22 protein-coding genes are annotated in these 23,081 nt (G+C 66.0%); 10 read left to right on the top strand and 12 right to left on the bottom strand.

Translation table 11 applies throughout. From position 1 onward, the window contains the following. Nucleotides 1–66: 66 nt before the first annotated feature. The 3 genes from BST47_RS09045 to BST47_RS09035 form a co-directional block, all read right to left on the bottom strand. A complete protein-coding gene (locus BST47_RS09045) occupies nucleotides 67–684 on the bottom strand; it encodes a DUF937 domain-containing protein (protein WP_083125202.1) in 618 nt (205 codons plus the stop codon). 103 nt (nucleotides 685–787) lie between these two features. Beyond that, complete coding sequence (locus tag BST47_RS09040; RefSeq protein ID WP_083125201.1) at nucleotides 788–2,041, bottom strand: saccharopine dehydrogenase family protein; 1,254 nt, start codon at nucleotides 2,039–2,041, stop codon at nucleotides 788–790. Between the two features lie 10 nt (nucleotides 2,042–2,051). Beyond that, on the bottom strand, nucleotides 2,052–4,046 hold the full coding sequence (locus tag BST47_RS09035) for a S9 family peptidase (RefSeq protein ID WP_083125200.1): 1,995 nt from the start codon (nucleotides 4,044–4,046) through the stop codon (nucleotides 2,052–2,054). Nucleotides 4,047–4,139: 93 nt separating this feature from the next. Here BST47_RS09035 and BST47_RS09030 point away from each other — a divergent pair, with 93 nt between their 5' ends. From BST47_RS09030 to BST47_RS09020, 3 genes are read left to right on the top strand one after another with little or no spacing between them, the layout of a single operon-like run. Beyond that, complete coding sequence (locus BST47_RS09030; RefSeq protein ID WP_083125199.1) at nucleotides 4,140–4,538, top strand: winged helix-turn-helix transcriptional regulator; 399 nt, start codon at nucleotides 4,140–4,142, stop codon at nucleotides 4,536–4,538. Continuing rightward, nucleotides 4,535–5,065 (top strand): PaaI family thioesterase, encoded by a 531-nt coding sequence (locus BST47_RS09025; RefSeq protein ID WP_083125198.1) that lies wholly within the window; start codon nucleotides 4,535–4,537, stop codon nucleotides 5,063–5,065. Before BST47_RS09030 ends, BST47_RS09025 begins: the two co-directional genes overlap by 4 nt. 22 nt (nucleotides 5,066–5,087) lie before the next feature. Beyond that, nucleotides 5,088–6,254: an FAD-dependent oxidoreductase gene (locus tag BST47_RS09020; protein WP_083125197.1), complete on the top strand. Its 1,167-nt coding sequence runs from the start codon at nucleotides 5,088–5,090 to the stop codon at nucleotides 6,252–6,254. Nucleotides 6,255–6,268: 14 nt separating this feature from the next. On the opposite strand, the gene BST47_RS09015 is transcribed toward BST47_RS09020, so the two are convergent. The 6 genes from BST47_RS09015 to BST47_RS08990 all read right to left on the bottom strand — a co-directional run bounded on the left by BST47_RS09015 (nucleotide 6,269) and on the right by BST47_RS08990 (nucleotide 13,273). Continuing rightward, nucleotides 6,269–6,748 (bottom strand): transglycosylase family protein, encoded by a 480-nt coding sequence (locus BST47_RS09015; protein WP_083125196.1) that lies wholly within the window; start codon nucleotides 6,746–6,748, stop codon nucleotides 6,269–6,271. 223 nt (nucleotides 6,749–6,971) lie between these two features. Next, nucleotides 6,972–7,292, bottom strand: a complete 321-nt coding sequence (locus tag BST47_RS09010; RefSeq protein ID WP_083125195.1) for a transglycosylase family protein — start codon at nucleotides 7,290–7,292, stop codon at nucleotides 6,972–6,974. 1,048 nt (nucleotides 7,293–8,340) lie between these two features. Continuing rightward, a complete protein-coding gene (gene mobA / locus BST47_RS09005) occupies nucleotides 8,341–8,931 on the bottom strand; it encodes a molybdenum cofactor guanylyltransferase (RefSeq protein WP_083125194.1) in 591 nt (196 codons plus the stop codon). 10 nt (nucleotides 8,932–8,941) lie between these two features. Next, nucleotides 8,942–10,012, bottom strand: coding sequence for a 2-oxoacid:ferredoxin oxidoreductase subunit beta (locus BST47_RS09000; RefSeq protein WP_083125193.1), 1,071 nt, complete (start codon nucleotides 10,010–10,012; stop codon nucleotides 8,942–8,944). Next, nucleotides 10,009–11,955 (bottom strand): 2-oxoacid:acceptor oxidoreductase subunit alpha, encoded by a 1,947-nt coding sequence (locus BST47_RS08995; protein ID WP_083125192.1) that lies wholly within the window; start codon nucleotides 11,953–11,955, stop codon nucleotides 10,009–10,011. Before BST47_RS08995 ends, BST47_RS09000 begins: the two co-directional genes overlap by 4 nt. A 313-nt stretch (nucleotides 11,956–12,268) precedes the next feature. Next, a complete protein-coding gene (locus tag BST47_RS08990; RefSeq protein WP_083125191.1) occupies nucleotides 12,269–13,273 on the bottom strand; it encodes a LacI family DNA-binding transcriptional regulator in 1,005 nt (334 codons plus the stop codon). A gap of 72 nt (nucleotides 13,274–13,345) precedes the next feature. Between BST47_RS08990 and BST47_RS08985 the strand changes: the two genes are divergently transcribed. The 4 genes from BST47_RS08985 to BST47_RS08970 are packed head-to-tail and all read left to right on the top strand — an operon-like array spanning nucleotide 13,346 to nucleotide 17,350. Further along, entirely contained in the window at nucleotides 13,346–14,509 is a 1,164-nt protein-coding gene (locus BST47_RS08985; protein WP_207568576.1) for a phytanoyl-CoA dioxygenase family protein, read from the top strand. Next, nucleotides 14,506–15,513, top strand: coding sequence for a Gfo/Idh/MocA family protein (locus tag BST47_RS08980; protein ID WP_083125189.1), 1,008 nt, complete (start codon nucleotides 14,506–14,508; stop codon nucleotides 15,511–15,513). Before BST47_RS08985 ends, BST47_RS08980 begins: the two co-directional genes overlap by 4 nt. Next, on the top strand, nucleotides 15,510–16,391 hold the full coding sequence (locus BST47_RS08975; RefSeq protein ID WP_083125188.1) for a sugar phosphate isomerase/epimerase family protein: 882 nt from the start codon (nucleotides 15,510–15,512) through the stop codon (nucleotides 16,389–16,391). The genes BST47_RS08980 and BST47_RS08975 overlap by 4 nt, the downstream gene beginning before the upstream one ends. Beyond that, nucleotides 16,388–17,350, top strand: coding sequence for a Gfo/Idh/MocA family protein (locus tag BST47_RS08970; RefSeq protein ID WP_083125187.1), 963 nt, complete (start codon nucleotides 16,388–16,390; stop codon nucleotides 17,348–17,350). The genes BST47_RS08975 and BST47_RS08970 overlap by 4 nt, the downstream gene beginning before the upstream one ends. Here the strand turns inward: BST47_RS08970 and BST47_RS08965 are convergent. Further along, nucleotides 17,347–18,537 carry a LuxR C-terminal-related transcriptional regulator gene (locus BST47_RS08965; RefSeq protein ID WP_207568575.1) on the bottom strand — a complete coding sequence of 397 codons (1,191 nt, stop codon included), beginning with the start codon at nucleotides 18,535–18,537 and terminating at the stop codon, nucleotides 17,347–17,349. The genes BST47_RS08970 and BST47_RS08965 overlap by 4 nt on opposite strands. A gap of 125 nt (nucleotides 18,538–18,662) precedes the next feature. Here BST47_RS08965 and BST47_RS08960 point away from each other — a divergent pair, with 125 nt between their 5' ends. Genes BST47_RS08960 through BST47_RS08950 form a run of 3 tightly spaced genes read left to right on the top strand, consistent with a single transcriptional unit; the run spans nucleotide 18,663 to nucleotide 20,493 of the window. After that, entirely contained in the window at nucleotides 18,663–19,898 is a 1,236-nt protein-coding gene (locus BST47_RS08960; protein WP_083125186.1) for a cytochrome P450, read from the top strand. Continuing rightward, entirely contained in the window at nucleotides 19,895–20,302 is a 408-nt protein-coding gene (locus BST47_RS08955; protein WP_083125185.1) for a nuclear transport factor 2 family protein, read from the top strand. The genes BST47_RS08960 and BST47_RS08955 overlap by 4 nt, the downstream gene beginning before the upstream one ends. Then, nucleotides 20,299–20,493 carry a ferredoxin gene (locus BST47_RS08950; protein WP_083125184.1) on the top strand — a complete coding sequence of 65 codons (195 nt, stop codon included), beginning with the start codon at nucleotides 20,299–20,301 and terminating at the stop codon, nucleotides 20,491–20,493. Before BST47_RS08955 ends, BST47_RS08950 begins: the two co-directional genes overlap by 4 nt. Here BST47_RS08950 and BST47_RS08945 read toward each other — a convergent pair whose 3' ends face one another. Both BST47_RS08945 and BST47_RS08940 read right to left on the bottom strand, forming a co-directional pair. Continuing rightward, complete coding sequence (locus BST47_RS08945) at nucleotides 20,494–21,933, bottom strand: MCE family protein (RefSeq protein ID WP_083125183.1); 1,440 nt, start codon at nucleotides 21,931–21,933, stop codon at nucleotides 20,494–20,496. Nucleotide 21,934: 1 nt separating this feature from the next. Next, entirely contained in the window at nucleotides 21,935–23,050 is a 1,116-nt protein-coding gene (locus BST47_RS08940) for a virulence factor Mce family protein (RefSeq protein WP_083125507.1), read from the bottom strand. Nucleotides 23,051–23,081 lie beyond the last annotated feature (31 nt).

Raw genomic sequence — 23,081 nt, 5'->3', positions numbered from 1 at the left:
TCTATGAACTCCAGCGTGGTGGCCGTTCAGGTGGATTGCCGGGCGCACATGCGCCCGGTCGGCGGCCTACCTCTTGCCGCCGAGCAATCCGCCCAGAATCTCGCCAACCGGGTTGCTCTGACCGCCGCTGCCGCCCAGCACGCTGCCCAGGATGCTGCCCAGCGGGTTGTTGCCACCGCCACCGCCACCACCAGCGCCGCCGAGGATGCCGCCGAGGATGTCGCCGAGACCTCCGCCGCCGCCCGCGGGCGCCTGCTGGGCCTCACCCGGCACCGAACCCTTGGTGAGTTGCTTGCCGATGTAGGCCAGCACGATGGGCGCCAGGATCGGCAGCAGTTGCTTGATCAGGTCGCCGCCACCGGCGCCCTGACCGGCGAGCGCGGACGCGACTGCCCCGCTGTCGTTGCCGCCGAAAATCTTCGCGACGTATTGGTCGCCCTGCTTTTCGTCGACCTGGTCGACGCTGACGCCGCCGTCGAGCAGGCCGCTCGCGCCTTGCTGGGCCACCGCGGATTCGAGGTCGCTCGAGTCGATCTGATCGGCCTGCACGTTCTCGGCCAGACCACCGACCAGCGCGGGCACCAGGGTGCGGATCGCGTTGTTCACTTCGCCTTCATCGGCACCGATCTTCTTCGCGATGTCCTGTACCGGGATTTGTGCGAACAGTTCGTCAAGACCAGCCATTACCGCCCACCTTCGTCGCTGAAATATGCTCTGCCGCGGTCAAAACTAGTCCACACACTCTTGGCGCACAGGCGTTCGGTCAATGGGCGGAACAAGGACGAATTCAGGCTAGTCGCGTTGTCTCCAAAAGCACTTCGGCAGCGGGGAATCGCGCGAGCAACGCATCTCCCATCGCTGCCGCAGGTGTCAGGACGCCCCGTAAATCGGTTAGTCGGTCACGGTCGAAGGCCAGCGCCAACGCCGACTCGCCCAACAACACCGATGTGGCCTTGTAGCCCGGGTCACCCTTCTGCGACATGGTCGCCCGATAGCGCGCACCGGTTGTCGTCGTCGTATACGTCTCGACCGTGTAATGCCCGTTGTCACGCGCACGCTCGCTCGGTCCGGTGCCGGGTTTCGGGACGATGCGCTCGATGAGCTTGCTTGGCAGCCGGTTGAAGTAGCGGCTCCCCAGCGCCATCAGCACATTGTTCGCCCCTGCGCTCACTGCGGTCGTCACTGGTGCGGCGAAGGAGCGGCCCATACTCATCTGCTCGGCATACTCGAACCGCCGACCGTAGCCGTAATCCAGTAATGCATTGCTGCGGCGGACAATTCGCGTGTTCGCTGCGGCCATCACGAACGGCCCGGCCCAATAGCCGTCGAGCTCGGGAGCGATGTCACCGCCACGACGCCAGCGCAGGTCCGGCTGGCCGCCGAGTTCCGGTTCGGCGGCGCGATCGGGCGTCAAGGTGTAGGGGTCGTTCATCACACGCCTGGCCTCGGGGTCAGTCGAGGCCGCACGCATCAGCTCCAGCATCGATGCGACCGTGCCACCTGACACTCCTCCCGCGAAGGTTCGAACCACCAGGTTGGTTTCGGCGAGCTCACCCGATTTGTCCTGTTCTGCGCGACGGTGCAGTGCGAATACGGTGAGATCCGAAGGGATCGAGTCGAATCCGCATGAGTGGACGATACGTGAACCGGTGTCGATCGCCTGTTTGTGAAACAGGTCGATGCATTCGTGGATGAAGAGGCTTTCCCCGGTCAAATCGGCGTAGTCGGTTCCCGCAGCAGCGCACGCGGCCACCAACGGCAGCCCGTACTTCAGGTAGGGCCCGACGGTCGTCACCACGACCTGCGTCCGGGCTGCCATGGCGTCAAGTGACGACGGCTGTGAAGCGTCGGCCGCAATCAGCTCCCAGGATTGCGCCGACTCCCCCAACGACTCTCGTACCGCGAGCAGCTTGTCCTCTGACCTGCCCGCCAGCGCGATGCGGGCGTCGGCACCGGCTTTGGCCAGGTATGCGGCCGTCAGCTTGCCGACGAAGCCGGTGGCCCCGTACAGGACGATGTCGAATTCGCGATCGGTACCCATGGGCGCGACGCTACCCGAGCGTCTCCGGCAGCTCGACGTCCTCACCGAGCACGTGACGGCTGAGGAAAGCCAGTACCACCTGGTACCAGATTTTGGCGTGCGCAGGGGTGAGCACCCAGTGGTTCTCGGACGGGAAGTACAGGAATTGGTGCGGGCTGGTGCCGTCGTCGGCGGCGGGCAGCCGCGATTCGGTGAGCAGTTGATACCAGAGGCGCAGCGCTTCGCCGATGGGTACGCGATAGTCCTTGTCGCCGTGGATGACCAGCATCGGGGTGGCGATCTGGCCGACGTGGAGGTGTGGCGAGTTCGCCGCCGCCATCTCCGGGGTCATCTCCCGCACCCAGTAGTACGACGCGTCGGTGGTGGTGCCGAACTGCTCGAGCGCCCAAAGGCTCGCGTGCGTGACGATCGCATCAAACCGATCGGTGTGTCCGGCAACCCAATTGGCCATGTAACCACCGAAAGATCCGCCCATCGCCGCGGTCCGATCGGCATCGACACGCGGATGCTCACACGCCGCGTCCGTAGCCGCCATCAGATCCTCGTACGGCGCGCTTCCCCACGCACCCCACCCTCGCTGGATGAAGTCCTGGCCGTACCCCGTCGACAACCCAGGATCGGGCAGCAACACCGCATAGCCCCGCGCGGCCAACAACCAGGGATTCCATCGCCACGACCAGACATTCCAGCTGCCGAGCGGGCCGCCATGAATCCACAACAGCAGCGGCGCGGGCCTGTCGCCCTCCGGCAGCGCGAGCCATGAACGCACCCGGGTGCCGTCGGTCGCTGTCGCCTCGACCTCGGTCAGCGTGCCGGGAAGCGGCGGCAGGTCGACACAGGGCAACTCGGTGACCGACCCGTCGGGATCGATGCGCACCGGATGAGGCGGCGCCGAATAGGAGCTGCGCAGCGCGTAGATCACCCCGCCGGGCGCGGTGTTGACGTCGCTGTAGGTGTAGTCGTCGTGCGTCAGTTGCATGACGGTGCCATCGGCCGGATCGATCGCGAAGACCGGACCTCGGCCGTCCTGGTCCGCCGTGACGATCAGCGCTGCGCCGTCGCGTGACCACGTCATCGACGTCGCCCAACGGTCCCAGTCCGGCGCGATCTCGATCGGATCATCGCCGAATCTCAAGTGATGCAGTGTGATCCGTGGTGCCATCTCGGGCGTCGAATACCATTCGCGGACGTATACGACCGACGATCCATCCGGTGAGATCACCGGGCTCCACAAGTCACCGTCGGGGTCGTCGGCGATCACCCTTCGATCGCCGCTATCGGTGTCTATTCGCACCAGAACGGCATGTTTGGCAGCACCCGCGGCCGGCTGCTGCCAGCCGGTGACGACGAACCGGCCGTCGGGACTGACATCGAAGTCCGTGTCCCACAAGGCGCTTCCCGGCGCTTCGGTCAGGTCCCTCGGGGTGTCGTCATCGAGACCGGTGCCGAACAGGTGCGGCACGCCCGGTCCGAGGTCCTTGTCCCAGTGGCGAATCGGGTAACCGGTGTGCAGGATGGCCGTGACCTTGGTGTCCTTGCGTAGCTCCCGAAGACGGCGATCGTCGTCGACACTGCGGGCCGAGGGCATCGCCGGCGCGCGCACCACGGCGAGGTCCGCCTCGGCGGCGGTGCGCACGGCCTCGATTCCGCCGGGCAATGCGAGCGCCTCGAAAGCCTCACCGCCCGCCATGGGCAGGCGCCACAGCGCCGCGGGCGGCTTGTCGTCGCCCTCGGTGGGCCGGGAAGCCACGAATAGCACGTCGCCGTCGGCGGTGAACACCGGCGACGACTCACCCTTGGCCCCTCGGGTCAGCCGTCGCGCCGGCTGCCCGGCCGCGGGGTCGAGCTCCCAAATGGCACTGACGTACTCGGTGCGCTTCTCGTTGAGCTCGGCGACGGTGGTCACGACGCGGGTGCCGTCCGCCGACACCGCCAGGCCTGTGACACGGGGCAACGCGACGTAGGCGTCGAGGTCGTCGAACGGCGTCGGCTGCGTCATGCCCATGTTGGTAGCACACGCCGTCGCGTCCCGACCTCCACCAAGACCGCTGGGCACCGTAGGTTTGATTTTCAAACTGACTCGTGGCACGCTGGCGACATGACCTCGCCGCACGCACGTCCGTTGGCAGCACTCCCCGGTCGGCCATGCCCGATCGCCGCGGCGTTGGAGGTCGTCGGAGAACGCTGGGCGCTGCTCGTCATCCGGGAGATCGCGCTGGGCGCCAACCACTTCACCGACATCGTGCGCGGCACCGGCGCACCCCGCGACCGCATCGCGGCCCGACTGAAGGCGCTGGAGAACGCGAATGTCGTCACCCGCTCGCAGTACCAAAGCGCTCCCCCGCGATACGAATACCGTCTCACCGCGCCCGGTGAGGAGTTGATTCCCGTCCTGGACGCACTCCTGGAGTGGGGCAAGGCGCACGCCGTCGCCCTCGATGACCCCGACCGCCAACGCCGCTACCCGTCTATGACCAAATCGAAGGACACGCGATGACCGCAGACCTGACCGATAACGACGCCCGCACCGACTGGGGCCCGCAACGCTCGAAGACCATCACATGGCATGAGCCGGGCCCGAGCACCGCCAAGGGACTGACGATGGCGGGTCTGGACTACCTGCAGGCGATAGCCGAGGGCCGTCTACCGCAGGCGCCGATCAGCGGACTGATGGAGTTCGCCATAGCCGAAGCCCACGAAGGTCGAGTCGTATTCACCTGCCAGCCGGACGAATCCGCGTACAACCCGATCGGCGCGATTCACGGCGGGCTGATTTGCACGCTGTTGGACTCGGTGACAGGCTGCGCCGTCCACAGCACCCTTCCCGCGGGCAAGGGCTACACCTCGATCGAGATCAAGGTCAACTACCTCAAGGCGGTACGCCTGAGCAGCGGCGTCCTCACCGCGGTGGGCACAGTGGTGAAGACCGGATCGCGCGTCGGCTTCTCCGACGGTGTTGTGACGGACGAATCCGGCGCGATTGTCGCCACCGCGACCAGCACGCTCCTCATCTTCGATCTCTAGGCGCGCGCGCTACGTTCGACGGATGCCGAAGCGGATCCTGGTGATCGGGGCGGGCATCGCCGGACTGGCGACCGCCAACGCGCTCCAACAGCACGGCCACGACGTCTCGGTCATCGAGGAGCGCACCGACACCTCATCCGGCGCGGGCATCAGCATCTGGCCCAACGCACTGGCCGCCCTCGACGAAATCGGCCTGGGCGACGCGGTCCGCGGCGCGGGCGGCCGGATCACCGCTGGGGCGATGCGCTGGCGTGACGGGACCTGGCTGCGCCACCCGTCGCCGCAGCGACTGGTCGAGGCGCTCGGTGAACCGCTGGTGGTGATCCACCGGAATGTCCTGACGTCGGTGCTGGCCGGCCGGCTTGCCGAGGGCACCCTGCGATACGGGCTCGCGGCCCGCTCCCTGGTGGCCACCGCCGACGGTGTACAGGTGAGCCTCTCGGACTCGACCACCGTTCAGGCCGATGCGGTCGTCGGCGCGGACGGCACGCATTCGATGGTGGCGCGCCATCTGAACGGCCCGTTGGGTAACCGCTATGTCGGTTACACGGCGTGGCGGGGGGTGGCCGAGTGCACGATCGACCCCGACTTCGCAGGCGAGGTCCTCGGCCCCGCGGTCGAGTTCGGCCACGTGCCCCTCGGCGGGGACAGCACCTATTGGTTCGCCACCGAACGCACGTCCGAAGGACGCAGCGCGCCGCAGGGCGAGCTCAACTACCTGAAGGCCAAATTCGGTGCGTGGGCGGAGCCCATCCCCGCAGTGCTGGCCGCCACGGATCCGGCCCGTGTGTTGCGCAACGACCTTTACGACCGTGACCCGGCACGGCAGTGGGCCAGGGGAACCATCGTGGCGGTCGGTGACGCGGCTCATCCGATGCGGCCACATCTGGGTCAGGGCGGCTGCCAGGGGCTCGAGGACGCGGCAATCCTGGCTTCCTTCGTCGACAGGAGCGCCGATCTGAGCACCGCGTTCAGCCGGTTCGCGGCGTTCCGCAGCCCTCGGGTGCGCTCGCTGGTGCGGGAGTCCAAGACGATCGGCCGGATTGTGAACCTGCCGCCGCTGCTCAGCGCTGCGTTCGCCCGCGCGAGCGTCCTGGGCCCCGAAGCGCTGGTCACGCGGCACTTGGCCACGGTCGCGGCCCGCTCGGCGTTCGCGCTACCTACCGACCGCGACGTCCAGCCGGTCTGAGATCAGCCTCGAGGTCAGCCGCCGAGCAGCGTGGCGCACATCTGGCGCGGATTGAGGAAGCCGAGGAACGCGCTCGACGGCATCGCGGCGCACCCGCCCGCGGCCGCGGGCACAGCCGGCACCGACGGCGCGGAGCCCGGGGTTTTCCAGACGGCAGGCGAGGCTCCACGGGGGCCGCACTTCGGCCACGCCTTGAGGCCCTGGGTGCGCAGGACGTTCTCGGCCACGCGGATCTGCTCGGCGCGAGAGGCCGTCGCGGGGTTACCCCTGCCGCCGTTGGAGTTCCACGTCGCCTGCTTGAACTGCAGGCCGCCGTAGTGGCCGTTGCCGGAGTTGATGGACCAGTTACCACCCGACTCACATTCGGCGATGGCGTCCCAGTTGACCGAATCCGCATTCGCGGTGGCGGTGGACATGGCCATCGGCACGAGGGCGAGCGCGCCGGAGATGGCGGCGGTCAGCAGGCCCTTGGCGACAAGCTTCGAAAACTTCATTTCTGCGGTCCTTCCCCGACCGTTTGGAACTCAAGGCCCGCGCGAAGCGCTGTGCTTGCTTCGATGCGGCTATCCGGTGTTTCGGGTGAGGAAGGTCACGTGTTACGTAAGCGTCAAAAGTTTTAATCGTTACTTAATTGGCGTAAGAGGCCTCTGAGAAAGAAGAGGCGGTGTCCAGGCCTTTCGCCTGAACACCGCCTCAACGGGGGGTCCTACCCAATTACTAGCCGCGTCCGCCGCAGCTCGGCCATGCGCCGATGCCCTGCGACTGCAAAACGTTCTCCGCGACGCGGATCTGCTCTTCACGGCTGGCGTTGTGCGGCGAGCCGCTGCCGCCGTTGGAACGCCAGGTGCCCATGCTGAACTGCAGGCCGCCGTAGTAGCCGTTACCCGTATTAATCGCCCAGTTGCCGCCGGACTCACAAGCCGCGACCGCATCCCAGTTGACGCCCTCCGCATTGGCGGTTCCTGCCAGCGCCATCGGCGTCACGGCGAGCGCGCCGGCGAAGGTCGCCAGACCAATCGTCTTGCGGATGTTCTTCAACTTCGATCCTTTCGACGTGCGCGCGCCAACCAAACCCGTGCGAGGACGCACGGGGCACGTGCCTGATCACAGGCCGGGGTTTTGGGCCGCACCGTCTCGGGTAGGTGCAGCAGTGGGAAGCGGAAAGCGCCTCACCGGACGAACGCGTCCGGTGGCCGTCGGTTGCGTAATGACCGCTCGGCCCCACTCACACGCAGGTTTCGTGGTTTTTGAGTTATTTGCTCCCTGAGAAGCCGATTAGGACCGTACAAACCGATTGGGCGAAAGTAATTTCGGTCAAGATCGTGTCGCGGTCAGATCACGGACTGATCACGCTGGGCTAAGCCGAACGTCTGCGCAGGTCATCCGCACGTTTCCCGAAGCTGAGGATTTCACAGCTTCGGCTGATCACCGTGAGCCATCTCACTGGTAATTTGTGACCCAGCCCACCATCTCTGACGCTCAGAACCCCCACTTTCGCAGCGAAACATCCAGCATGAGTGGAGAAGTCGCTGGTGCACGCCATCATCGGTCGATCGGTTCGCTGGTATCACCGATGACGCGAGAGTGCAGCGCATTAGCGCCAATGCCCAGCCCCCCTTGACATTTGATGCACAGCGTCGTCTCGCAGCTGCACACACCAATCGATGGGCATTCCGGAATTGAAAGCGCTCGATAGCTTGAAAGTACTGTGCTACAGCACATTACGCGTGTCTCGGATGCCCAGCCTGGACCGCAATGTGCCGAGAACACCCTTACCGTTGCCCGCCGCCGGCGGGAAGGGCAAAGGGACGTCACGGGTAGCGACGTCCCATTCACCCACGGCGCTGCCCGAGAACGAAATTCGACCCGATCCGCGATCGAATTGGCGCGTACCGCCCAGTCGATGAATTCGAAAGTTCCTGTTGGACAAGATATCTGAGTTGCCGCCCGGCGATACTCGACTTTCCTCGGCTACCGGGTGCCACTGTCGATGGGGTCTATATCACGGAGAAATATCGACGCAATTCGGTGCACCGAATTGCTTCCGATAGGTGGCGAATTAAATGGACTTGAATTTTCGAATTTGCTAGGCGATTCGAGAGGACGCCGTGGCCCGAAGCTCGGCGACCGTGTTGACGTTGGTCAGCGACGCCTGCTCGGGCATGACCACCCGCTGGGTGTCGACGCTCTCGACCAGGGCGCGCATGCTGCGCTCCCCCGCGTCGACGAGTTCGGACACCCGCTCATGCAGGCTGGTGCGGTAGATCCCGGCGAGATAGTGGGTGCGACCGTCCCACGGCAGCACGACGTCGGCCCCGAGTCGGACGGCCGGACCGTCGAGTTCGTCGATCAGATCGGCCGACAGCAGGGGCATGTCGACGGCGCAGACGAAGGCGAGCTCGAGGCCGGCGTCCGCGGCGGCACGCAACCCGCGGCCTGTTGCCAGCAGTGGCCCCACGCCCCGGATGTCGTCCCGCAGGATGTGCGCGTCCAGGGTCGGCAACGCCTGACCCGGGGCGGCGACGACGAACACGGGTGCACATCTCGGGCTGACGGCTGACACCATCCGCTCGACGAGGGTTTGGCCGTCGAACATGACGGTGGCCTTGTCGCGGCCCATTCGACGGGAAGCCCCGCCGGCCAGAATGACCGCTGCAAGCGGTACGGGGGACGTCACGTCAGTGAGATTAGTCGACGGTCCAGGTGTCTTTGCCCCGGAGCAGCGACTGCAACGCGGCCGTGTCGTGCGGCTTGGCATCGCGCGCCGCGGCGACCTGCTGGCGGGCGGCGTCGTCGTAGGTCGGCTTGCTGACCTTCCGGAAGATCCCCATCACCATGTGGTCGAGGTTCTGCTCGGAGAGCCGCGACAGCGCGAACGCGTATGCCGGATCCTCCAGCTGCGCGTCGTGGACGACGATCTCGTCGGCCGACACATCGGCCGTCTTGGCGACCTCGAGCCCGTAGCCCGACTTGACGACGCAGTATTCGCCATCGCCGCCGAAGGTGATGGGCTCGCCGTGGGTCAGGTTGATGAGCCGCTCCTCGGCGCCTTCCTTGCGCAGCGCGTCGAACGAGCCGTCGTTGAAGATCGGGCAGTCCTGCATGATCTCGACGAGCGCGGCGCCGCGGTGCTCGGCAGCGCCACGAAGCACCTCGGACAGGCCCTTGCGGTCGGAGTCCAGGGCGCGGCCAACGAATGTCGCCTCGGCACCGAGCGCCAATGACACCGGATTGAACGGGTAGTCCAGCGAACCCATCGGGGTCGACTTGGTGACCTTGCCCGTCTCTGACGTCGGCGAGTACTGCCCCTTGGTCAGACCGTAGATCCGGTTGTTGAACAGCAGGATCGTCAGATTGACGTTGCGACGTAGCGCATGGATCAGATGGTTGCCGCCGATCGACAGCGCGTCGCCGTCACCGGTGACGACCCACACCGACAGGTCTTGGCGGGCCAGCGCCAGTCCCGTCGCGATCGTCGGCGCGCGCCCGTGGATCGAGTGGAATCCGTAGGTCTGCAGGTAGTACGGGAATCGGCTCGAGCAGCCGATACCGCTGACGAACGCAATGTTCTCGCGACGCAGCCCGAGCTCGGGCAGGAAGTTGCGGATCGTATTGAGGATGACGTAGTCGCCGCAGCCAGGGCACCAGCGGACTTCCTGGTCGCTGGTGAAGTCCTTCGACTTCTGCGGCTCGTCGGTCGTCGGGACCAGGCTGGTTCCAGCCGTCAGTCCGAGATCTGCACCAATTAGGTCGGTCATGCGATTGCTCCCACGCCAGTTTCGGTTTCGATGGTGGCCGCAGCGAGCCGCGCGAATTTGGCCTTGTCAATTTCCTTGTCGCCCAGCGTTCCGTCGAGCGCGGCATCGATGATGCCCTCCACCTCGTCGGCGAGGAACGCCATACCCTCCACCTTGGTCACGGACTGAATGTCGACCAGGTACTTGCCGCGCAGCAGCAGCGCCAGCTGGCCGAGGTTCATCTCCGGCAACACCACGTTGGGGTAGCGCCGCAGCACCTCGCCCAAGTTGGCGGGGAAAGGGCTCAGATTGCGCAGGTGCGCCTGGGCCACTTTGATGCCCTTACGCCGCGCGCGACGGCAGGCTTCGCCGATGGGGCCGTAGCTGCTCCCCCAGCCGAGCATCAACAGCTCCGCGTCGCCGGTGGGGTCGTCGACCTCGAGGTCCGGCACGGTGATGCCGTCGACTTTGGCTTGGCGCAGCCGCACCATCAGGTCGTGGTTCTTCGGCTCGTAGGAAATGTTGCCCGAGCCGTTGGCCGCTTCCAGCCCGCCGATGCGGTGCTCGAGGCCTGGAGTGCCCGGCACCGCGAACTGGCGGGCCAGCGTCTCGGGGTCTCGCGCGTACGGCTGGAAGGGCTCACCCGTCTTGGCGAAGGTGTGCTCGATCTTCTCGTAGGTGCTGACGTCCGGAATCTGCCACGGTTCAGAGCCGTTCGCGATCGCGCCGTCGGACAGGATGATCACGGGAGTGTGGTAGTTGATGGCGATGCGGACGGCCTCGACGGCGACGTCGAAGCAGTCCGACGGGGACCTCGGCGCCACCACCGCGACCGGCGATTCGCCGTTGCGCCCGAAGAGCACCTGAAGCAGGTCGGCCTGTTCGGTCTTGGTCGGCAGACCCGTCGAGGGGCCGCCGCGTTGCACGTCGATGACGATCAGCGGCAGCTCGGTCATCACCGCGAGACCCATGGCCTCCGACTTCAGTGAGATGCCGGGTCCGGAGGTGCTGGTGACGCCCAGCGCACCGCCGTACGACGCGCCGATGGCCGCACCGATGCCGGCGATCTCGTCCTCGGCCTGGAAGGTCAGCACGTTGAAGTTCTTGTGCTTGGACAGCTCGTGCAGGATGTCCGACGCCGGGGTGATCGGGTAGGTGCCGAGCACCACCTGCAGATCACTCAGATGACCCGCAGCCACGATGCCGTAGGCCAGCGCGGTGTTACCCGAAATCTGGCGGTACTCACCGCTCTTGAGCTTGGCGGGCGCGACCTCGTAGACACTGCCCGCGAACGCCTCGGTGGTTTCGCCGTAATTCCAGCCGGCCTTCAACGCCAGCACGTTGGCCTCGGCGATGTCGGGCTTGCGGGCGAACTTGTCGCGGATGAACGCCTCGCTGTGCTCGAGCTCACGGCCGTACATCCACGACAGCAGACCGAGAGCGAACATGTTCTTGGCGCGCTGGCCGTCCTTCTTCGACGCGCCGATCTCCTCGACCGCACCCAGTGTCAGCGTGGTCATCGGCACCGCCTGCACGACGTAGTCGGACAGGTCGTCGTTCTCCAGGGGATTGCCCTCGTAGCCGACTTTCGCCAGATTGCGCTTGGTGAATTCATCGGAGTTTGCGATGATCAGCCCGCCGCGGGGCAGGTCGGAAACGTTGGCCATCAGCGCAGCGGGGTTCATCGCGACGAGAACGTCGGGACGGTCGCCCGCGGTCAGGATGTCGTAGTCGGCGATCTGGATCTGGAAGGACGACACCCCGGGCAGCGTGCCCTGTGGTGCGCGGATCTCCGCGGGGTAATTCGGTTGCGTCGCAAGGTCATTGCCGAAGAGTGCGGCCTCGGAGGTGAAGCGGTCACCAGTGAGCTGCATGCCGTCACCGGAGTCGCCCGCGAAACGAATGACGACCTTTTCGAGCTTCTGTCTGGTGCCCGGGTTGGCCCCGTTGCCGTTGGCCCCCACTGCGACCGCCTTCCGTCCTGAGTCAAGCCGTTCCGGCGAACATCCTCGGAGTCGCGGTGCAAGCGTCGCGCCGTCGTTGGACGTCCACAGAAAATTGATGTCACTGGCAGTACCGATTATGGCACTTCTCTTAGGTGGCCCTTCACGCGACTCGCGGGGTACCCACAGGTAACCACCACGCGAACGCGCTGATCAGCGCGTATACCGATGCCCGCGGCGAGACAAAAATGTGTTTTGCGTCACGTGGCACTCAGTGTCATTAATAAGGAAATTGCTACCGATCAGTAGCCCGCTGCTAGCACTCGCGCGTCCCCTAGGGCGGCAAGTTGTAGGGCGTGATGACCTGGATCGGCACCGGGCGCGCCGGCTCGACCGGCAACGCGCCCTGCTGTTGGAGAATCAGCCGCATCGCCAGCCGCGCGTCGGCGCGAAGATCGTTGTGCAGGACGACCGAGATGCGCCCGTCACGCAGGAGCTGTCTGTTGTCGACGTCCAGATCATGGGCAACGAAAACCCTGCACACCCGCCCTAATCGTTCGAAGGCCGCGATCGTCGCGGTGTTGCCACCCCCGACCGAGTAGACCGCTCCGACGTCTGGATGGCGCTCGAGCGCCTGGAGAACCAACCGCTCGTTCGTCGAATCCAGCCCGTCGCTTTCGCTGACTTCCACGATCGTGCGGCCAGTACCGCGCATCGCCGAGCGGAAGCCGACCTCGCGCTCACCCTCGCCGCGGAACACCGCGCGGCTCAGCGTGATGAGGATGTCCGACGGCGCCGACCCCAGCCATTCCCGCATCAGATAGGCCGCCGTCACCCCGGCACCGTGGTTGTCGATGCCCACGTACGCACAGCGCGCGCTCGCGGGAATGTCGGTCGTATACGTCACCACCGGCACACCCCCTTCGACCAGGCGGTCGACGGCCTCGACCACCGCTGGGTCGTCCTGGGCCTTGAGCACGACGCCGTGGCTGCCCTTGATACGGCCGAGCGCCTCCACCATCTGTTCGGGTGACCCGGACTCCCACAGATGGAAGCGGGCGCGCAGCGCGGCGGGCGCGAAGGCGGGCAGCTCGGCCTCGATGGCTGCGCGAAACGCATCGGAGAACCGCTCCGGCGTCTGCATCACGACGTCGATGAGGTAGCGGCGGCCGTTGAGGCGCAGCTGGGCCCGCTGCTTGTCGAGATCCGCGATCGCCTGCTCGACTTCGGCCCTGGTGTTCGCGCGGACGCCGGGCCGTTGGTTGAGGACGCGATCGACAGTCGCCTCGCTCAGCCCCGACTGCTGGGCGATCTCGCGGACCTTGTAGCGGTGCGGCATCGATTTCCCTGAGGTGTTTTTGATGGATTTCTGGCGTTGATTGCGGCGACTGTCACAGCAAGACTAACTGGCATGACCGCATCAGTGAGGACCACAGACCCGCCGTGGATCGGCGAGTCCGAATGCCGGATCGACGACTTCCGGACACAGGTGCTCTGCGACACCGAACGCGCCGACTACCCGAACGCCACCGATGTGCGGAGCAACGTGCTGGTGTACTCGGCGGCCGCGGTGGCCGGCGGCAACCGGCGCGAGGTGCAGGCGGAGTTGATCCGCGCGCTCGCCGACGGGCCGGGCGTCGTGCTGTTCGAAAACGCCTTCTCCCCCGACCTCGTCGACCGCGCGAACGAGGGCTTCTTCGCGATCATCGCCGCTCAGCGCGAGGCGGGCACGGCCGCGGGCGACCACTTCGGCAGGCCCGGCGCCAACGACCGGATCTGGAACGCCGCCCAGAAACTCGCGCTGCACGCGCCGGATGTGTTTGCCGAGTACTACGCGAACGACACCCTCGCCATCGTCTGCCAGGCCTGGCTGGGTCCCCGCTACCAGGTCACCTCGCAGGTGAACGTCGTCAATCCCGGTGGCAACGCCCAGGTTCCGCACCGCGACTATCACCTCGGCTTCGTCCCCGACGAGCACCTTGCGCAGTATCCGGCGCATCTGCACCGGACCTCACCGGTGCTCACGCTGCAGGGCGCCGTCGCCCACTGCGATATGCCGGTGGAAAGCGGCCCCACGATGCTGCTGCCGCATTCGCAGCGGTTCGCGGGCGGCTACATCGCGTTCAATCGGCCCGACTTCGTGGAGTACTTCGCCGACCATCACGTGCAGCTGCCGCTGAACAAGGGCGATGCGGTGTTCTTCAACCCGGCGCTGTATCACGGTGCGGGAACTAATGTTTCGGGTGACATCCGCCGGATCGCGAACCTGCTCCAGGTGTCCTCGCCGTTCGGCCGGGCGATGGAGGCGCTGGACCGCACGGCGATGGTCCGCGCGATCTACCCCGCACTGCTGGCGATGAAGGCTGCCGGACGCCCGCAGCGCGAACTACACAATGCGGTGGTCGCCACCGCGGAGGGCTACGCGTTCCCCACCAACCTCGACAGCGATCAACCCATCGGCAGCCTCGCCCCACCGAGTCAGGTCGACTCGGTGCTGGCGGCGCTGGACTCGAACCTCAGCGCGGACGAACTCGACGTCGTACTGCGCGCCCAACAAGAACGGAGAATGCCATGACCACGCTCGGCGTCATCGGACTGGGCCGAATCGGCGCGTTCCACACCGAAACCCTCTCGGGCCTCGACAGCATCGACGGGTTGGTCATCACCGACGAGCGGACCGACGTCGTCGCGGCCGTCGCCGCCAAACACGGTGTGAAAGGCGTTGATTCGGTCGATGCCCTGTTGGCGTCCGGCGTGGACGGGGTCGTCGTGTCCGCCGCGACACCCGCACATGCCGAGCTGACGCTGGCCGCAGTCGAGCGCGGCCTGCCCACGTTCTGCGAGAAGCCGATCGCCTCGACGGCACTCGAGAGCGCGCGGGTTGCCGACGTGATCGCGCGGTCGGGTGTGCCGGTCCAGGTCGGATATCAGCGGCGGTTCGACGCCGCCTTCGCGGCGGCCAAGCGGGCGGTCGACGACGGCTCGCTGGGCGCCCTGCACACCGTGCGCAGCACGACGATGGACCCGGCTCCCCCGCCGATGGATTACATCGCCGGTTCGGGTGGCATCTTCCGCGACTGCGCCGTGCACGATTTCGACGTGATCCGCTGGATCACCGGTCAGCAGGCGGTCGAGGTGTACGCCACCGGCAGCGTCCAAGGAGACCCGAAGTTCTCCGAGTTCGGCGATGTGGACACCGCCGCCGTGGTCGTCACCTTCGAAGGCGGCACGCTCGGCGTGGTGTCGGCCGCGCGCTACAACGCACACGGTTACGACTGCCGCCTCGAAGTGCACGGCTTCCACGACACGGTGGTTGCCGGCTGGGATCAGGGAGTTCCGGTACGAAATGTCGACCCCGGCAACAGCTTTCCCGAGGGACCGGCGCACCACTTCTTCATGGACCGCTTCACCGAGGCGTTCCGTGCGGAGCTCAGCGCGTTCGTGGAGGTGGTCAACGGAAACGCCGCCCCGGCATGCACGGTGGCCGACGCGGTCGAGGTCGCGTGGCTGGCCGAAGCGGCCACCGAGTCGTTGCAGCGCCGCGTGCCGGTCAGCATCGAGGAAGTGAGATCACGATGAAATCCCTGAAGATCGCCGGTGCACCGATTTCGTGGGGCGTGTGCGAGGTGCCCGGCTGGGGTCACCAGCTCAGCGCCGAACGGGTACTCACCGAGATGCGGGATGTCGGCCTGTCCGCCACCGAGTTGGGCCCCGAGGGCTTCCTGCCATCGGACCCCGAGCAGTTGACCGCACTGCTCGCGTCGAACGGTCTCAGCTGTGTCGGCATGTTCGTACCGGTGCTGTTGCACGACCCCGGTTACGACCCGCTCGCCGATATCCAGGGTCCGCTAGACGCGCTGATCGCATGTGACGCCGACGTTCTCGTGCTCGCTGCGGCGACGGGTGCCGACGGCTATGACTCGAGGCCGACGCTCGACGACAGCCAATGGACCACGCTGTTGGCCAATCTCGACCGACTCACCGCTGCGGCCGCCGACCGCGGTGTACTCGCCGTCTTGCATCCACACGTCGGGACCATGGTCGAGACCCGCGGCGACGTCGACCGAGTGCTGCAGGGTTCGACCATCAAGCTGTGTCTGGACACCGGTCATCTGCTGATCGGCGGGACGGATCCCCTTGCCCTGACACTGCAGGTACCCGGCAGGATCGCGCACGCGCATCTCAAGGACGTCGATGCGGCGCTCGCCGCTCGCGTTCAGGCCGGGGAACTCACCTATACCGAGGCGGTGCGCGCCGGCATGTACACGCCGCTGGGCGCGGGCGACGTCGATATCGCGGGCATCGTGACTGCACTGGGCGCCAACGGATTCGACGGCTGGTTCGTCATGGAACAGGACACGATCCTCGACGGTGAGCCCGCCGACGAGGGACCCGTACGCGACGTGCGGACCAGCGTGGCTTTCATGCACGACGTCAGCGGCCGCGTGAGCGTGTGAGCCTGCGCATCGGCGTGCTCGGGGCTTCCCGCATCGCCGAACCTGCGATCGTCGGGCCCGCACACGAGCTGGGGCACCGACTGGTCGCGGTGGCCGCGCGCGATCCGCAGCGCGCGCAGGTGTTCGCCGACAAGTACGGCGTTGAGCGCGTCGTGCCGTCGTACCGGGACGTGATCAACGACCCCGAGGTCGACGTCGTCTACAACCCGTTGGCGAACGCACTGCATGCGCCGTGGAATCTCGCGGCGGTTGCGGCGGGCAAACCGGTGCTTACCGAAAAGCCGTTCGCCCGCAACCGGATTGAGGCAGAGAAGGTCGCCGAGGCCGCCGAGAGTGCGGGTGTCCCTGTGGTGGAGGCCTTCCATTACCTGTACCACCCCGTGACGCGGCGAGCCTTGGAGCTCGCGGGTGACGGCACCCTCGGTGACATCACACATGTCGAGGTCCGCATGACGATGCCCGAGCCTGCCGTCGGGGATCCGAGGTGGTCGCTCGAGTTGGCCGGCGGCGCGTTGATGGACCTCGGCTGCTACGGGCTACACGTCATTCGCCAGCTGGGGCGTCCGTCGATTGTGCGAGCGAGGGCGAAGGAGCACAGTGCGGGAATCGACGCACGGTTCGACATCGAGCTCACCTTCCCCAGCGGCGCAACGGGCTTGAGCATCAACTCCATGGTGGGCGAGAGTTACTCGTTCACTATCCAGATCTTCGGCACTGAAGGAGATGTCCTGGTGCACAACTTCATCAAACCTCAGGCGGACGATCGGGTCACCATTCGGACTCCTGTCGGCACCACCGTCGAACAGCTGGGCACGCGCACGTCCTACACCTATCAACTGGAGGCGTTCGCCGCGCACGTCCTGCACGGCGCACCACTGCCGGTGGACAACACCGACGCGGTGGAGAACATGGCTTACGTCGACGCCGCGTACCGAGCGGCCGGAATGGACCCCCGCTAGCCGCCGAGGGCCGGCACACTGGCCAGCCGCACGTACGCCGAGGCCGCCTCGGCGCGGTTGGTGGCGTGCAGCTTTCGCAGCACTCGTTTGACGTGGGACTTCACCGTGCCCGCGGAGATCACGAGTTCGTCGGCGATCTGCTGATTGGTGCGGCCGGCCGCCATCAGACGAAGGACCTCGATTTCGCGTCGGGTCAGGATCGCCATCACCCGCGTCTGCACCTCGGCGAGCGACTGCGCCGCCGGGCTGCGTTCGACCGGCTCGATCTTGGCGAGGTCCAAATCCGCGTCCTGCAGCGCACGGGCCGCCTCGTCCGCAGACGCCAACGCACGCCTGACCTCTGCGCGCTGACGGCGCATGCGCTCGAGGAGGACGGTGCGTTCGTACGCATAGCCGAAGCCTTCCGCGAACGCCCACACCGTGTCTCGATCGATCTCGTCGACGAGACGGCCCGAGTAGAGCCGGTCGGCGTGCAGGAACCCGATCACCTTGCCGGTCGGCATCACCGGTGCTGCCACATACGAATGAGTCAGCGAGAAATCGACGATCGGCCGATTGACGCGTGGATCGTTGCGGGCATCACGCACAATCGCCGGGGCCCGGCGGCGGATCATCTGCGTTTCGAGCAGCATGTGATTCAGCGGGGGCGCCACCGACTGGGCGAAAGTGACCATCTTCTCGGCCCCTTCGCTGTCGTCGCCGAAATAGGCTGCCTCCATCACCATCCGGCCCTCGTGGACGCGGAAGAGCACGGCACGATCGAAGCCACACGACTCAACGAGCTCGCGTGGCGCACGGTCGACGATCTTCGCGACGTCGTCCACGACGCGCAGCTTGCTCAGTGCCTCCTGCACAGCCAACAGCGCGAAGGTACGCCGCCGTGCCCCGTCCTCGATCAATTCGCGCTCGAGTGAGGCCAGGTCGAGCACCGCTTCGAGCGCATTGATTGCGTCCTCGTCACCGAGCCCCTCCAGCGCGTTGCGCACGAGGGTCGCCTTGGCATCGACCGCCTCTGCCACCACCGCGATGGGGTCCTCGGTCGGGTCGATCTCGCAGCCCGCAAATGCCTCTCGGTAACGGCGCGCAGCCTCGGTGTCCTTGGCGGGGCGCGACGCCCAGCCCGGGTGATCACCGTCGATCAGCGTTCCGAGCGCGGGCGTATCGGATTTCTCGCTGACAACACTCACAATGGAGACTGTCCTCCGATCGGCGCCCGGAAGGGGTCGGAACCGGCAATTCACCTCATAAGGGGGCAGGAGTCCTCCCCATCGGGGGATCGATTTGCTCCGATGGCTGGCAGAGGCTAATTGCCATGTCATCCACGACCGTTTCGGCCCTCGAACTGCTGACCACCCCCCAGGGCATCGCCAATCCGTATCCGCTGTATGACCAGCTCCGCGCGCTGTCGCCCGTGCCCGGCTACCGCGACTGGCCGCCGGGAACCATCCCCGGCGCCGACGAACCCGTCACAGCGTGGGCGCTGTTCCGCTACGACCAGATCTTCGAGGCAGCCAGGGATAGCGCGACGTTCTCGTCGCGGGATCCCCTGCAGGAGGCGTCGTCGGCGCCGAGTCTCATGCTCGTCAACACCGACCCGCCCAAGCACGAGGTCGAACGGAAACTGGTCAGCCAGGCGTTCTCACCGCGCCGGGTCAAGCGACTGGAGGGCTGGCTGGACGAACTGGTGCCACGCCTGCTCGACGACCTCGGCGACGGCGACGTCGAGGTGATGGAGTTCGCCGCCGAGATTCCCACGCGCGCGATGGTGCGGCTGTTGGGTTTGCCCGACGGCGACCACGTCCGATTCAAGAAATGGGCCAACGCGTTCATGCTCTCGTCGTCACTCACACCCGAGGAGCGCATTGCGAGCAATGAGGAAATGGTGACGACATTCGCCACGCGGCTCGCCGAGCACACGGCGCGGTTGGCGGAGCGCACGCCCACGGACGACGTCGAGGACGCGGAGGACCTCATCTCCGCGTTGCTGCGCGCCGCGGTCGATGGGCAGCGGCTCACCCCCGAGGAGATCGTCCGGTTCTGTGTGACGCTGGTGGTGGCGGGCAGTGAGACCACGACGTTCCTGATCGGCAATCTGCTGCATGCGATGGCGCGTGAACCCGAGATCACCGCGCGGATGCGCGCCGATCGCACACTGGTGAACGTCTTCGTCGAAGAGGCGATGCGGGTCGACGGACCGCCTCAACGCCTGTTTCGCATCGCCACCCGCGATGTCGAGGTCGGCGGCAAGCTGATCCGCAAAGGCGACTGGGTGGCACTGTTTTTCGGGTCCGCCAATCGAGACCCAGACGTCTTTGCAGACCCCAACAGATTCGACATGGACCGGCCCAACATCCGCCAGCAGCTGTCGATGGGACACGGTCTGCACTTCTGCCTTGGCGCGTCACTTGCCCGCCTGGAAGTCGTGGCGGTGGTGAACGCGGTGCTCGATCGGTATCAGACGATCACGCTTACCGACGACCCCGGCACCAAGCAGACCGCGAGCCTGCTGACCCACGCCTATGTCCGTCTCCCCCTTCACCTGTCATGACCCCCAACGAGTCAACCAATATCGCGACGACGAAAGCCATCTACGCCGCAGTGCCCGCCGGTGATCTCCAAACCGCCCTGGATCTCCTGGACCCCGAGGTGCGCATCACCTACTACGGAACCGACGGGATTCCCTACGCCGGTGACTACCGTGGCTTCGACGAGGCCGTGACGTTCTTCACCAGGGTTGGGGAGTCGATCGCCATCACCGAGATGGAGGCCTGGAAGTTCATCGCCCAGGGCGACGAGCTGGCGACGTGGGGCCGCCAAAAGTTCCGGCGCCTGGACACGGGATATGAATGGGAGTCGGAGTTCGCGCACATCATCACGCTGCGCGCCGGTCGCTGGCTCTACTTCCGCGACTTCATGAACTCGGCGCTGACCCTGCAGGCGTTCACCGCATGAGAATCGCGGGCGACCGCGAGATCTGCATGGCCGCAGGGGTTTGCGTGATGACAGCCGACAAGACCTTCGATCAGGACGAGGACGGCATCGTCATGCTCGCCTCCGATCATGTGTCCGCCGGCGAGGAGAGCATCGTTCGCAACGCCGTCAGGATGTGCCCGTCGGGCGCACTGCGCATCGTGACCGACTGATCAGGCTCCCGGTGGCAGCAGCATCGTCTGCCAGGTCTTGTCGGGCGCGCCCTCGGCGAGATCCGATTGCGTGTACCGGCGGCCGTCCGGCCCGATATAGCTACCGGTCGCGGGATCGTATTCGGCCGCAGCGATCGGCGGTGGCGCTGCGGGCGGCGGCGGCGCAGCTTCTGGCGGCAACTGTGGAATGGGCTGGCCCGACAGCGTCGCGTTGGGATCCCCCTTCCAGTTGAATCCGTCGTTGAGCGGGATGTAGGTTTCGTCGCTTTCGCACAACTTGACCGTGGGCGCGCGTTTTCCCGGCACCGTTTCGCACGGAATGTTGCGTGCGCCACGCACATTGAACGGCGAATCCTGCGGGGTCCGGCAATAGAGGTCACCGGGCGGCCGCTGTGGATAGTCCTCGAGCGCGGCGACGCGCTGCTGTTGGGCCGGCAAGAACCCTGTGGTGCAGGGTGGCGGCAGGTTGAGGTTCAGGTTGAAGCTCAGGTATTGGCCTTTGTAGTCCTGTTTGGTGTTGAGGTTGGCGAGAATGCCCGCCTGGTTCGCTGCGACGGATTGGGGAAACACCACGAGGATTTGTTCGATGTCGTTCTGATAGGTGAGCGCGACCTGTCCGACACTGACGAGGTTGGCCATCAGGATCGGCAAGGTGGGCTGCAGCCGCTCAACCAGTTGGCGCACCTGCGCGGCCGCCGGGCCACCTTTGACGATGACGCCGGCGACTGCCTCGTCGTGGGTCTTCAATTCGGCGGTCACCGTGGCCACCTGGGACGCCCACGCCTGGATCGCATCGGAGGTGTTCGTCTGCGAATCCAACACCGGATCGGCCTTGTCGATCAGCGTGGTCAGCGGATCGAGATTCTTGCGAGCGTCGATCGCCAGCGTGGATGCGCCTTCGATCACACGCGACAGTTCTGGGCCGAGCCCTCCGACTGCCGTGTAGGCCTCGTCGATCACGGTCTTGAGGTCGTCGCGGGGTATGGCCTGCAGACCGGTGTTCGCCGCGGCGAGCAGAGCGTTGACGTCCGGCGGCACCGACGAGTCAGCGAGGGTGATCACGTCACCGTTCTTCAGCGGCGCCGAGGTGCCGTTACGGGGCAACAGCAGGACATAGGATTCGCCGACCGCGGATTGGCTGTGCACCTCGGCTTTGAGGTCTGAGGGGATGTCGATGCCGGATTGCAGCGACAGCACCGCTTCCACGCCGGTATCGGTCAGACGCACCGATTCCACCCGGCCGACCTTGGTGCCGCGATAGGTCACGTTGCCCGATTCATAGAGCCCACCGGATCTCGGCAGTTCCACCGTCACCGTGTACCGGCCGACGCCGAACATGGCGGGCAGGTTGATGAAGTGCAGGGCCATCACCGCCACCGTCGCAAGGGCAACGATCGTGAAGATGGCCAGCTGAATTCTTACCCGTCGGGTCAAATGCATGCTAGCGGCCCTGATTCCACCGATAAGGGATCGTCAGGGGATTCCCGGGACCGTTCGGGCCACCAGACAAGCAGGGGCTGGGGAACTGACCGATGGTGCGGCCCCACTGCAACTCGAGCCAGGTCAGATCGCACTCCCATCGAGTGCCGGTGAAGATCCCTTGGTCGATACGGCTGAGCGTGAGGTCGACGATGGCGGTCAAATTGGCATAGTCACCGCGTTGAAAGTTTTCGAAGGTCTCGTTCGGAAACGGGAAGGTGGCAAGCAAGCTCAGGGATCGCGTCAGGCTGGGACCGGCGTTGGCCAGCGACTCCAACACCGGGCCGACTTGCCTCAACTCCTTCACGAGGTTTTCCTTCGTCTGATTCACCGTGTCCACGGTCAGGGCGCTGAACTTGCCGAGCTGATCGGCCGCCTGCACCAAGTTGTCTCGTTCGGAAGCGAGCACCGCCAACGCGTCGGGGACGGTGGCCAGTGCCCGGTCCAGAACCGGCTGCTGTGCACTGAATTTCCCGACCAGGCGGTTGAGGCTCTCGGTGGCCGCGATGATGTCGCCGGTCTGGTCGTTGAGGTGGCCGGTGAATTCCCTCAGCTGCGTGATCAAGCTCCGCACGTCCTGCTCGCGGCCCCGAAACGCGGTCGAAAATGCCTCGGTGATGTCCTGAACCTGGCCCAGCCCACCACCATTGAGCAACATCGACAGCGCGGCCAACGTCTGCTCGGTACTCGGGTAGGCGCCGCCGTCCGGCAGCGGGATGACCGATCCGTCGCGCAGCCGTCCTTGTGGCGCTTCGCCCGTCGGCGGCGCAAGCTCGATGTGCAAGGAACCCAGCAGACTTGTGGTGCCGATCTTGGCAGTCGCGTTGGCGGGCAGGTCGACGTCGCCGTTCAGGCGCATGGTCAGCAGCGCGTGCCAGCCCTGGCGCTCGATTTTGGTGACATGGCCGACCGTGACGTCTGCGACACGCACACGCGAGTTCGGCTCAATGTTGTTGACGTCAGGCATTTGTGCCTGGATCACGAAAGAACCGGCGCCGGCGCCCTGGGTGCCGGGCAGGGACAGTGAGTTCAGCCCGCGCCAACCGCAGCCGGGTATCGCGGCCACGATCAGTACCATCGTCACGTTCGCCGCGACATGTTGCCAGCGT

The organism is Mycolicibacterium tusciae, assembly GCF_002086795.1.
GTDB lineage: Bacteria > Actinomycetota > Actinomycetes > Mycobacteriales > Mycobacteriaceae > Mycobacterium > Mycobacterium tusciae.
This window is presented reverse-complemented; position numbering and strand designations above follow the sequence as displayed.